The 11,470-nt window shown below is 60.2% G+C and carries 13 protein-coding genes and 1 pseudogene; 7 read left to right on the top strand and 7 right to left on the bottom strand.

Annotated elements, in window-relative coordinates; translation table 11 throughout:
• Positions 1 to 124: 124 nt before the first annotated feature.
• The 3 genes from B4V04_RS13745 to B4V04_RS13755 form a co-directional block, all read right to left on the bottom strand.
• Positions 125 to 730, bottom strand: coding sequence for a hypothetical protein (locus tag B4V04_RS13745; RefSeq protein WP_498232310.1), 606 nt, complete (start codon positions 728 to 730; stop codon positions 125 to 127).
• Positions 727 to 1,875 (bottom strand): DUF3179 domain-containing protein, encoded by a 1,149-nt coding sequence (locus B4V04_RS13750; protein WP_498232311.1) that lies wholly within the window; start codon positions 1,873 to 1,875, stop codon positions 727 to 729. The genes B4V04_RS13745 and B4V04_RS13750 overlap by 4 nt, the downstream gene beginning before the upstream one ends.
• A gap of 112 nt (positions 1,876 to 1,987) precedes the next feature.
• Positions 1,988 to 3,526, bottom strand: a complete 1,539-nt coding sequence (locus B4V04_RS13755) for an ATP-binding protein (RefSeq protein WP_498232312.1) — start codon at positions 3,524 to 3,526, stop codon at positions 1,988 to 1,990.
• A gap of 251 nt (positions 3,527 to 3,777) precedes the next feature.
• On the opposite strand from B4V04_RS13755, the gene B4V04_RS13760 reads away from it, so the two are divergent.
• The gene (locus tag B4V04_RS13760; protein ID WP_498232313.1) at positions 3,778 to 5,076 is read left to right on the top strand and encodes an RNA-guided endonuclease InsQ/TnpB family protein; all 1,299 of its coding nucleotides are present in this window, start codon (positions 3,778 to 3,780) and stop codon (positions 5,074 to 5,076) included.
• Positions 5,077 to 5,122: 46 nt separating this feature from the next.
• On the opposite strand, the gene B4V04_RS13765 is transcribed toward B4V04_RS13760, so the two are convergent.
• Entirely contained in the window at positions 5,123 to 5,356 is a 234-nt protein-coding gene (locus B4V04_RS13765; protein WP_498232314.1) for an isochorismatase family protein, read from the bottom strand.
• A gap of 62 nt (positions 5,357 to 5,418) precedes the next feature.
• Between B4V04_RS13765 and B4V04_RS13770 the strand changes: the two genes are divergently transcribed.
• The 3 genes from B4V04_RS13770 to B4V04_RS13780 all read left to right on the top strand — a co-directional run bounded on the left by B4V04_RS13770 (position 5,419) and on the right by B4V04_RS13780 (position 7,055).
• Positions 5,419 to 5,778, top strand: coding sequence for a winged helix-turn-helix transcriptional regulator (locus B4V04_RS13770; protein ID WP_498232315.1), 360 nt, complete (start codon positions 5,419 to 5,421; stop codon positions 5,776 to 5,778).
• On the top strand, positions 5,775 to 6,749 hold the full coding sequence (locus B4V04_RS13775) for a DUF3179 domain-containing (seleno)protein (protein WP_498232316.1): 975 nt from the start codon (positions 5,775 to 5,777) through the stop codon (positions 6,747 to 6,749). Before B4V04_RS13770 ends, B4V04_RS13775 begins: the two co-directional genes overlap by 4 nt.
• Positions 6,750 to 6,836: 87 nt before the next feature.
• Positions 6,837 to 7,055: a DUF7837 family putative zinc-binding protein gene (locus B4V04_RS13780; protein WP_498232317.1), complete on the top strand. Its 219-nt coding sequence runs from the start codon at positions 6,837 to 6,839 to the stop codon at positions 7,053 to 7,055.
• Between the two features lie 133 nt (positions 7,056 to 7,188).
• On the opposite strand, the pseudogene B4V04_RS13785 reads toward B4V04_RS13780, so the two are convergent.
• Together B4V04_RS13785 and B4V04_RS13790 are read right to left on the bottom strand one after the other, a co-directional pair.
• Positions 7,189 to 7,408: pseudogene (locus tag B4V04_RS13785) on the bottom strand (hypothetical protein); the annotation flags it as partial.
• Between the two features lie 21 nt (positions 7,409 to 7,429).
• On the bottom strand, positions 7,430 to 8,425 hold the full coding sequence (locus B4V04_RS13790; protein WP_498232318.1) for an AbrB/MazE/SpoVT family DNA-binding domain-containing protein: 996 nt from the start codon (positions 8,423 to 8,425) through the stop codon (positions 7,430 to 7,432).
• Positions 8,426 to 8,752: 327 nt separating this feature from the next.
• Between B4V04_RS13790 and B4V04_RS13795 the strand changes: the two genes are divergently transcribed.
• The 3 genes from B4V04_RS13795 (at position 8,753) to B4V04_RS13805 (ending at position 10,897) form a co-directional block, all read left to right on the top strand.
• On the top strand, positions 8,753 to 10,168 hold the full coding sequence (locus B4V04_RS13795; protein WP_498232319.1) for a ferritin-like domain-containing protein: 1,416 nt from the start codon (positions 8,753 to 8,755) through the stop codon (positions 10,166 to 10,168).
• A 116-nt stretch (positions 10,169 to 10,284) separates the two neighbouring features.
• Positions 10,285 to 10,560, top strand: a complete 276-nt coding sequence (locus B4V04_RS13800; protein ID WP_498232320.1) for a winged helix-turn-helix domain-containing protein — start codon at positions 10,285 to 10,287, stop codon at positions 10,558 to 10,560.
• A gap of 31 nt (positions 10,561 to 10,591) precedes the next feature.
• The gene (locus B4V04_RS13805) at positions 10,592 to 10,897 is read left to right on the top strand and encodes a DUF8036 family membrane protein (protein ID WP_498232321.1); all 306 of its coding nucleotides are present in this window, start codon (positions 10,592 to 10,594) and stop codon (positions 10,895 to 10,897) included.
• A 212-nt stretch (positions 10,898 to 11,109) separates the two neighbouring features.
• Here B4V04_RS13805 and B4V04_RS13810 read toward each other — a convergent pair whose 3' ends face one another.
• Positions 11,110 to 11,289 carry a DUF7511 domain-containing protein gene (locus B4V04_RS13810; protein ID WP_498232322.1) on the bottom strand — a complete coding sequence of 60 codons (180 nt, stop codon included), beginning with the start codon at positions 11,287 to 11,289 and terminating at the stop codon, positions 11,110 to 11,112.
• Positions 11,290 to 11,470: the final 181 nt, after the last annotated feature.

Raw genomic sequence — 11,470 nt, forward strand, 5'->3', positions numbered from 1 at the left:
GATGATGCTCGTCGCCGCGGGAGCGACCGTCGGTTGGAGTCTCGTCGCCACAGGAGCAGTCAGCGGATAGCGCTCGTGGCGGCGGAGACGGAGCGACTCTCTCGGTCGTCCCGATCCCGATCGGTCATCCAGATTTGATCGGCCGTCCCGGATTGATCTTCGTTGCGACGTACGCAAGGCTGGCGAGAAGCAGCGCAACCCCCATCGGTAATAGCCAGACGAACGCCGTCAGGACGACGGCCGTCGCTTGGACGCCGATCGCGAGCAGCACGACCGGGCCGCAACAGACCGTCCCGGAGAGGAGGGCGGGAATGGACGCGAGCAGGCCCGACCCGGCTCCGATCCCGCACGCCTTGGGCCGTCGAACCGCCAGATACGTCATCCCGAGGTTGATCCCGACGAGGCCGGCGACGAAACCGCCGATCGCTACGTTGACCGGCGAGAGAAGCAGCCGGACAATGCCGGTGTCGACCGAGGCGATCGCGCCGAACGACGCCGGACCGGTCCGGGCGAACAGGCGACCGAGCGGGTCGTCGATCACGAGTACGCCGGGGGCGACCCCCGTGCGAAGGGACAGATCGCCCGTCGCCCAGAGGTACGCCAGCAAGTAGCCGACTGTCACGGCGGCGATGACCGCCGCGCTATCGCGGCGACCGATGACCAGTCGCACCGCCCCGTCGATGTTTCCGAGGACATCGTAAAACGTCGGACGTGTGCTGCGAGCGCTCATCGGTGAAGATCGGTCATCGGGTAGTAGCCGTACCAAGCGAACCACATGGCGTCGAAGACGATCTCCCGCGCGAACGGCAGCGAGTCGGGAGCGTGAACGGTGCCGTCGACGACGACGTCCCCGTCCGCCCACGAGAGTGTCGCGGTTTCGAGGTCGGCACTATCGGTCCCTTCTTCCCCACCGCTCTCCGCGCCACCCTCGGTCCGGTACACGTACCCGGTGTCGAGCGATTCGTCGTAGACGGCCGCGTGGCGGATGGCACCGAGCTCGAACTCGATGATCCGCTCTTCGCGGAGCGTCTCCTTGCGGACGGCGACGGCGCCGTTCGCCGACCGCATCCCGATCACGACGTTTTTCGGGGCGAGCCGGTTGTCCTCCGTGAGCGGTGGAAACAGGAAGGAATCGCCGACGTAGTACCCGTTTCGAGGGTTGTACCCGCCGTACGGATCGCTGCCGTAGTTCCGGGCGAATCCGGTGTCGTCGGTGAGCACGACTGTCTCGGGATGAGCCGAGCGCCACCGTTCCCACGTCGTCCAGACGACCCGGAACTCCTGCAGGTGCTCTCCGGGGTCGTCGCCGGTGATCCGCGTCGCGAGCATCTGCGGCCACCAGGCCTCCGTCGCACGGTCGAACATGACGAGGTTCGCGTTGATCAGCTGTCCCGAGACCCCGAACGTCGTCTTGCCGCGGTGGAAGCCCTGTGCGGTGCCGGTGAGCGGACAGTACGTCACGGAGACCGGCGTCCCGGCGATAACGTCGTTGACGATCTCGTGCCACACGAGAATCGACTGCGGGTACGCTTTCGCCTCGCCGCCGAGGACGACACCGAACACCGGATCGCCGTCGTCGAGCAACGCCGGCGGGTCCGTCGCATCGGCGAACTGCGGGTCCTCGATCGCGGGAATGCCGTCAGGCGGCGGCCCGCCGGACCGGCTCGCCTCTTCGAGCTCCTCGGCCGTGTACGCCGCCGGGAGCGACCGCTCGACCGTCGGCGGCCCCTCGGCAGCCGAACCGGTCGATCCGTCAGAGCCGTCGTCAATCGACCCAGATTCGGCGCCGGCGTCGGAGGATCCGAGACACCCCGAAACCGACGATATCCCAACCCCGAGAGCACCAAGAAGTGTTCGTCTGTCAATCAGTACCATACAATAAATCGGAGTCAACGGATGTTAACAGCGTTCAGATCGTGCGTCGAGAGCGCACGGGCGGTTCGACCGAGCCGAGAAAGTGCTTGACCGTCGAGTGGTGCTCAACCCGTCATCGACCGATGGCTGCCAACACTTGGTCCCGGATCGTCTGCCGGTCTGGAAGCGGCGGAAGCGTCGTCGAGAGCGCACCGACAAGTCCGCCCCAGAGGAGGTGACCGACGAGCGAGGCCGGGCCGAGATTCGGGAGCGGCGTCGCGACTCCCACGGCGTTCAACCAGAGGCTCATGACTACTCCCGCCATGACGAACCACAGGAAGAGCCCGTACGCGATCCCCGCGGCGACGCTGGCCCCGACGGATTCACCGAGCAGCCTGCCGGATATCTCCGAGCGGACCACGGTGAACACGGTCGCGAACACGGCGCTGTGGAACAGGTGCGCGACCCACCCCACCGACGAGACGGACGCCCCGTACAGCGCGCCGATCACCGGCAGCGTTCCGGTCGTCGCCTGAAAGAACGCGCCCATCGCGACGCCGGCCGCCAGCCCGATGCCGAGCGTCCGCCACAGCGTCCCGCTCGCGAGTCCCGGCGTGTCGTCGCCCGTGCCGGTTCGGCCGGTCCGCGGGAGCCGCACCCGGAGGGTAGTCGCTTCGCCGGTGTCGTCGACGCTGATATCCCCGCCGTATCTCGCGACGAGGAGCCGGACGACCGGGACGCCGTAGTCCACGTCGTTCCGCTCCTGTTCGGGGATCCCCTCGACGAGCACGTCGCGCTCGCGAGCGCTGAGCCACGCTCCGGGGGCCGTGACGGACAGCTCGACGTACCGGTCCCCGACGTCGACCGCGAGGGGATCGGCGCCGGTGTCCGCCCAATCAGGGAGTGCGACGAGTTCGTCGAGCAGCCGGTCAACGTATCGGTCCGCTCTGATCGTCACCGACGAGACCGCCACCGCCGACGCGTCCCGACCGGTGCGCTCCGCGTGTCTCCGGAGCGCCTCGTCGAGCCGTACCGGCCCGAGCGCGCTACCGCCGTCGACCGTGCCGACGGTGAGGAACCGCGTCTCGTCTACTGCCCGTTCGATCCGCGAGATCGCGTCGGTAATTGCCGTCTTGCTCCGGTCGGCGGTCTCCTCGCGCTCCTCGAACAGAATCTCCGAGTGACCCCGGAGGATCGTGACGGAGTTCCGGACTTCGTGTCTGAGGATCCGATTGAGGAGTCGCGCCTGTTCGATCTGCCGGTCCACGGTGGCCTGCCGTCGGTCCGTCTCCGCGCCGCGGATCCCGACGAGCAGTCCTGCGCCGCCGCCGACGATGCCGACGGCGGCAGCTGTGGCGGTGGCGTCTCCCGACGACGACGTAATCAGCAACGGTCCGAGCACGAGTCCGACCGCCGCGGCGCCGCCGAGGAACCAGACGAGGACGGTCCGGGTGTACGTCCGGTCCCGGGCGCTGACCGCGAGGTTGATCCCGTATAGGACGACGCCGAATCCGACCGCTAACACCAGTACCGCGCTCACCTCCGTCGCGAACCCCCGCTCTGCCACCAACAGGTCGGCGACCGTCCCCCGCGTCAGCCCGAACGCGACGACCGCTATCACGACGCCCTCGGATTTAAACGCGAGACGGTCGCTCGGAGACGGTCGGTCCATACGTTCGGTTACTGTCCGTTTGTAAAGAAGTGTACCGGTTGTGTGACCCGACCGCGCTACCTCGTGAGGAGTCGCATCGATCAGACGTCTGTCGACCACAGACGACTCACAGAGGAACGAGGAGGAAGCCCACGGCTTCAGCCGTGGGAGGAATCCGACATTACTCGTCAGAACCAACGGGCGATAGCAACTTGACTCCCCACTACCAGCCGCAGAATTTATGAATAAATAGATTAATATGTGAAATGTAGATGGGGGATGTGATTCGCACCGTCAAAGTCAAACTTGACGTGCCCGAGGGGTGGTGCGACGACCTCCATCAGACGAAAGAGCAGTTCCTCCACTGTGCGAACACGACCGCGGAATGGGCGTGGCGACACCCGGACGACCATTGCGTTACCTCGAAACAACAAGCCGAGAACGCTCTCTACGACCGACTTCGGGACGAGACGGAGTTGACTGCGAACCTCGTCCAGAAGGGGATTCGACGCGCTATCGAAGCCACAAAAAGTGGTGTCGCCCGACTCAAAAACGGCGAAAACACCAGTCAACCGCACTTCGACGCGTGGAGCGTCATCTACGACAAGCGCTCCGCGACGTTCCACCGCGACCACGTCTCTCTTTCAACAGTGAACGGGCGCGTCGAGTGTGAGTACGTACTTCCTGATGATCCTGAGGAGACACCGATCGGCGAGTACTTGCTGAACGAGGACTACGAGTTTCGGATGTCCACGCTTCAGTACGACCGCTCGACTGAGGCGTTCTACCTCCACACGCGAATGCGCCACACCACAGACGAACACGAGCAGTCCGCGGCTGCTTCTAACGCCGAGCACAGAACAGTCCTTGGCGTTGACCTGAACGTTGACGGTTCGCTCGCGGTGACGTCGACAGGCGCGTTCATCGGGAACGCCGACGAGATGAATCATCGACGCCGCGAGTTCGAGAAGACCCGCGGGTCAATGCAGCAGACGGGCACGCGGTCGGCGCACCTGTCGATCCAGTCGATGGACGACCGAGAACACCGCTGGATGCGGGATGAACTCCATCGTGCTTCGAACCAGATTCTCGACGAAGCTCGCGATCACGGATGTACGCACGTCGCGTTCGAGAATCTGACGGATATCCGGGATCGAATGGCTGGTGCGAAGCGATTCCACGCGTGGGCGTTCCGCCGCTTGTACGAGTACGTCGAGTACAAAGCCGAGCTGCTCGATATTGAAGTCGAGCAGGTGGGTCCGGCGTACACGAGCCAGCGGTGTTCGAAGTGCGGCTTTACACACGGGAGGAATCGACAATCGAAACACCAGTTCGTATGTGAGAAGTGCGAGTACGAACTGAACGCGGATTACAACGCGAGCAAGAATATCGCTCGGAAACTGATGAAACGACTCCATTCGGGGCAGATGTCTTCGGATGGAGGCGCACCCTGTCAGTGTGCGCTGACGTCAGGGACGCTGAACCTGAACGGCGGATTCACCGCCAGCGTCGATTCGACGACAGAAGGGGAGTCCACTGACAAGCCCACGACTTCAGTCGTGGGTTACTGACGTGTGGAAAGACGCCGCGTAGCCGAGTTCTCTTACGACGCTGACCCTACTCTGCCGCTGCCAGCCGCTTGACGACGTCGCCGGTCTCGGCGGTCTCGTGGGCGATGAACCCGTAGTTCGTGAGCGCCGTCTGAAGCGCCTCCTCGCCGGCGGCCGCCGTGGCATCCGTCACGGTCAGCACCTCGAAGCCGTTCTCAACGGCGTCGCGCAGGTGTGACTCCACGCAGAGATTCGCACCCATCCCCGCGAGCACGATCGTGTTTACCGATCGGTGTGTCAAGTTTCGTTACCTCACCTACTTACCAAATGTACCTTTATTTCCGTGCAGTCCGTGAATCGGGTATGAGTACCGATACCGAGCCCCTGGAGGTGTGGTGTGCGGGCAGCGACTGGTGTCCGATCACGACGACTGCGACGCTGATCGGTAAAAAGTGGCATCCGGTCGTCATTCACCGACTCTTGGAGAACGGGCCGCTGGGATTCAACGCGCTCAAAGAGGAGGTCGACGGGATCTCAGGGAAGGTCCAGTCGGACGTCCTCGAAGACCTCGAAGAGCACGGGTTCATCGACCGGACCGTCGTCAGCGAGAAGCCGTTCCGCGTGGAATACTCGCTGACCGACCGAGGGCGGTCGCTCGAACCCGTGATCACCGCCATGCGTGACTGGGGGCGAGAACATCTCACCGCTCCGGAGGACCAGTGAACGACTCGAGCAAGTCGGCGATGAACGTGATTTCAGTCCTCCCGAAGGACGCGATCCCGAGCATCGACGGCCCGACGTTCGGGGAGGAGTACTTCGGCGATCTCGACGACGAGGTGTTGATCGTCGAGCCCGGCGCCGAGGCGTCGCTAGCTCGCGCCTACCCGATTCGTATCCTCAACTACCACGAAGTCGTCAACGACGCGGTTGAGACCGCCGACGGCGGGGAGGCCCCGATCGCTGTCACGTGGTGTCCGATCTGTGGCAGCGGAGTCGTGTACGAGGCGATCGTCGACGGACGACGGCTCACCTTCGGTGTCTCCGGGAAGTTGGCCGACGACGATCTCGTGTTGTACGACCACGAGACCGACTCGGAGTGGAAGCAGTCTACCGGTGAGTGTATCGCGGGCAAACTCGTCGGCGAGCGGCTCCGCGTTCGACCCGGGCCGATGACCACCTACGCGGCTTTCCGCGAGGCCCACCCCGACGGGGTGGTGCTCCAGCCGGAGTCCGAGGGGTCGGCCGCGGCGAACGGCTACGACCCCTCAGGCTACGAGTCGTACGAGGAAGGCGACGTGTTCGGGCTCCGCGGGATGCGCGGCGAGGGTCCGGAGCGCGAGTGGAATCGGGACGATCTCGATCCGAAAACGGTCGTCCTCGGCGTGACGCCGGCCGACGGCGGCGCGCTAGGCTTCCCGCTGCCCGTCGTCGAGGCGGCCGGCGGCGTCGTGGAGGCAACTGTGGGTAAAACTGATGTTATTGTCCTTGCGACCGACGACGGTCTTCACGCCTTCGAGCAGCCGGAATTCGAACTTCGACTTGAGAGCGGCTCGGTCAGAGGTGATGGCACGACGTGGACACTCACAACGGGCGAAAGTGACGACGGCCGCCGGCTCCGGCGTGTCGAAACCCGCCGTCTCTACGCGTTTGCGTGGCAGGACGACCATGGGCCTCGTTCGTTCTACTCGTTGTGAGCGTATCGCGGTGCGTTGTAATCGCCGGACTGTCACAGGCGGCGCATTTACACACCATATTTAATATCACTTAAATCTCAGTATCTGATGGAGGAATCAGAGGCACACGCTCCCCTCCTCTCCTCTATGACCAATAATCCACCCTCGCTTGGTCATTGTCCTACCTGTACTCGTGATATCTCACAGGCATGGAAACTTATTGAATACGAACGAGCAGACGGGGATATCAGTGTTTTTGCTGAGTGTCCAACATGCGATGAGGTTATAAAACTTCAAGCAAGCGAAAACGAAGGCGACAAGCAGTAAGGCTGGATCGTGTTGGAAACGATAGATTTCAGTTTGGCCCTCTTTTGTTTCTGTCCGTGGACACCTCTATCTCTCTATTATTTCACTTCCAATCAACAAAACAAAATATACAGTTGCGTCAACCGTTACGGCCTCAGGCCATCGTGTCCTGAAACCGCTTACGAAGCGCGTCCTCGCGTTCTTCGAACTGCTCGACTTTCTCCTGCAGGTCGTCGCTGACGCGCTCGATGCTCGCGAGTGCCCGCTCGCTGGCGAGCGACGCTTGGGACCCGTTGTCTCCGTCTGCCTCCATCTCCTCCTCATTGGCGGGTTCGACGACACAGAATGGTCTTCTCCGAGTTAAACAGGATATTGCCTTCTTTGGTGAATTCCCTTCAGAGCTGTTTCTGTCGGGCAGCAGTCTGGAGTGCGGTTTCAGCGATATTGCCACCGTATTCTGCTGTTCTTGTGATGCTGTCCAGCGTCAACGCGATCAAGTGACTTTCAGGGATATTTTGTTGGTGGAGTTTGCGTTCGAGGTTCTCAAGCTCCGCAGTGAGTTCATCACGATTATCCAATGCTCTGTGAGCAGTTTCGATGTTTGCATCTCCGATGATCGTACTCGTGGCCTGTTCGACGATGTTCCGAGACTCTTCAGCGTTCATCTCTATCTCGCCAATATAATCGTCTGGCAGTGGATTTTCTAATCGGACGGCAAGATTCGAGATTTTTTCTGCGTGGTCGGCAACTCGCTCGAGTTGTCGTGCGGTCGTCTGATAATCATAGAGATCAGATTGATTTAATTCGAGTTCTTCGGTTTCTCGCAGACTGACTAGAGACCGCTGAAAGTGCCGAGTGATCATTGCATATAATCGGTCAACTTGAGTGTCCTGTTTAGTAATGTGTTCCGCGAGACTATCGTCTTGTTCGATCAATGCGGTAACTGCATCCTTGTGCATAGAGAGTGCAGCTTGCTGAATTTGGACCGTCGACTGTTCGACGGAAACCGTTGCTGAATCAAGAAGACTCTGGAGCGTGACTTGGCTCTCTGTGGATTCGAGTGTTTCGAGCCCGATAAATTCTCGAGCTGTCGCAGAAATCACTCTCCGGTTCTGATTCAAATCTGTGGAGGCAGCGAGCGTAAGCTGGTTAAAACCAGTAGTATATGCCGCTTGAATGGCTCTTCGAAGCTGAGTTTCCGAATAGTGGTCAATATCGACGATAGTGTCCCAATGTCCGTTCTTCTCTGCCGGTTTGATTATCAGTGTTTGTTCGCGCGGATACAGTTGAAGCGTATCTCCTGACTCTAATCCAATACTCCTCGCCCACTCTTTCGGAAGCGAAACTGTAAACGTAGATCCCCCGGTGATCTGTGCTTTCCGTGTTTCCATATGCTATTGATTAGCTGAGATGTGTACATTCATGCTTTGAGGCTCCTTGATTTGGTGCAAGGTCGGAATACATACAGGGGACTCCAGCAACCGATTTAATTGCTACTATGATCTATATGAAGGGTATTGGCCAATATATAGAGAACGTGGCGACTCTGTTGAAATTCCCTACCAGTGATATCTGAGCCCCATTTTGCTCAGTATTGGTGATTCACATACCGACAAACAACGCTGATCCAACTACATCGTGTCAGAGACCTCGTCGGTGGAGATCAGCAGACTGTTGTGGTCAGATAGGCTGTGTGACTGCGACCAATTGGAACGAATTTGGGAGAGAGTTCCCCCGCACCACCGTCCCGTCTCCGTCGAATTTATGTAACAATTCTGAAAATATTCAAGGGAGATGGGGGCGTCGACTGGGATGGAGCAATGACCCGACTACCTGGAGCGGACGACGAGCGGACGAGACGGAACTTCCTCGCTGGGACGGCAGCCGCGGCGGCCGTCGGCCTAGCTGGCTGTTCGAGTAACGACGGTAGCGGCGACGACGAGATGAACGAAAGCGCCGGGATGGACAGCGACGACGAGATGGACACACCGAACGAGACGGAGACTGAGAGCCCTGAGCCGATGGTGGCTCCGGACGTGCCGCTGTTGAACTACGCGTTAACGCTGGAACACCTCGAAAACGCCTTCTACCGAGACGGGCGGGAGACGTTCGCTGATGACGAACTGATGGGAGCTGACGTGCTCTCGACGTTCGGCGAACAAGTCCGGATGGAGGTGCCCGAGTACCTCCGGACCGTCGGTGCCCACGAGGCGGCCCACGTGGAAGCGCTAACGAAGACGGTTGAGAACCTCAACGGCGACCCTGTCGCCGAAGGGGAGTACGACTTCGGCTACGAGACGCCGAGCGAGTTCCTTGGCGTCGCGAAGGCGCTTGAGAACACGGGCGTCGCCGCCTACGCCGGCGCCGCTCCGCAGATCGTGAACAACGACGTGCTGGGTGCGGCGGCCGGCATCCACAGCGTTGAGGCCCGTCACGCGAGCTTCCTGAACCTCGTCAATGGGGATTCGCCGTTCCCCGCAGGGGTCGACGAGGCGAAATCCATCTCCGAGGTGTTGGAGATCGCGGGTGGGTTCGTCACGAGCGATGTGGACCCGAGCGTCTACGAGACGGGCAACGACCGGCCGACCGCCGATCGGAAAAGCGACGACGGAACGAGCGATATCGACGTGCTGAACTACGCGTTGACGCTTGAACACCTTGAGAACGCGTTCTACCGAAGCGGGCGTGAGCAGTTCAGCGACGAGCAGATCATGAACGCGGAAGCGCTCTCGGAGTTCGGTGACGAGGTCAAATCGACGCTGCCCGATCACCTGCGTACGGTCGGTGCGCATGAGGCAGCCCACGTTGACGCCATCTCGCAGACCGTCGAAGACCTCGGTGGCGATCCCGTTTCAGAGGCCACCTACGACTTCGGCTACGGTACGCCGAGCGAGTTCCTTGGCGTCGCAAAAGCGCTTGAAAATACGGGGGTCGCCGCTTACAAGGGAGCCGCACCCAGCGTCTCCAATGACGACGTTTTCTCGGCCGCCATCGGGATCCACAGCGTGGAGGCACGCCACGCCGCGCTGCTAAACGAGGTGAACGCGTCCAGTCCGTTCCCGGACGGCGTGGATAAGCCGAAGACGATGGATGAGGTCGTCGATATCGCCGGTCAGTTTATCGTTGAGGAGTGATCCCAACCCACCGAACGTACCGTCGGTGACCGTCTAGGGCCGCGCGGCCCGACACTCCTCGCCTGTCCGTTGGGACATCGATGGTCTTACGACAGCACGTACCCAATAAATGGACAATGGAGGCCGTCCTCTGGTACGTGCTCTCGGGCACGCGTGGCGGCCCAAACAGGGTGGCAATCCTGCGGGCACTCCGCGAGCAGCCGCGGAACCCGAACCAACTCGCGGAAACACTGGACTTGAACTACGACACGGTCCGGCACCACCTCGACGTGCTGGCGGAAAACGGCGTCGTGCGAGCCAGTGGCGAGGAGTACGGTGCGGTGTATCTGCCCTCCGACACCGTTCGGGAGAACTGGGAGACAGTCGAGACGATCACGGACCAAATCGAATAATCATGACACACACGACACGCGGGGGAGACCGGTGACGCTCCTCTTCGATCTGGCACGCGTCGCCGCCGGGGTGAACGTTGTCTTACTGTTGGTATTGAGTTCCGTCTGGGGCCGCAACTACTTGGAACTCCACTCCAAACACGCACTTGGACTCCTGCTGTTCGCCCTGTTGTTGCTCGGCGAGAACGGGATCGCACTGTACTACTATATCGTCGATCCTACGCTGTCGGCGTGGTTCGCCACACAGGTCCCGGTGATCGTGTGGCGTGTAATGCTGCTGTTTCACGTCCTCGAAACCCTCGCAATCGGGTTTCTGACATGGATCACGCTGGACTGACCGGCTCGCGTGTTGTATCTCGCATGACTTTCGGAATATCTATGTGGTCTGGTAGGACTCTTGACGGTGAATTCGCATCCTTCAGCGACCAGCTGTTTCAGTCCAATTTATCTCTGAATAATAGGGGTTCAACAGAGCCAAACGGAGCCAAATGGTGAGTTGGCCCCGGAAAGATCGCTGGAATAAGTCCGATATTTATGATCTATGTATCATTACCGCCTCATCGAGAGATCAGCCACTAGGGAGATATCTGTTGAAATCCAGGTTTCCATCTGTTCGATCCCAGCCAAATTAGGTAGATGAATCGTAACACGATCAGAAATATCATCATATCGAACAATAGTCAGCTGAAGAGCTGGTACTGGTTCTCCCTCCGTTTGTGACGCTGTCATCCGCCCATTGTCGATCTGCTCTTTCGGGCACCACAAGCGATTGCTGGGAGTGTGAGTGGATTCATCTTCGTGATTTGATCACCTGGTCTTCTGTCACCGATAAAATGGCTGCTAATTGTCTCTTATACCGATATACTGAAGAAATACTCAAATTAAAACATAAATTGTTCTACCTAGAGCC

It is taken from the genome of Halorubrum sp. B52, from assembly GCF_059752555.1.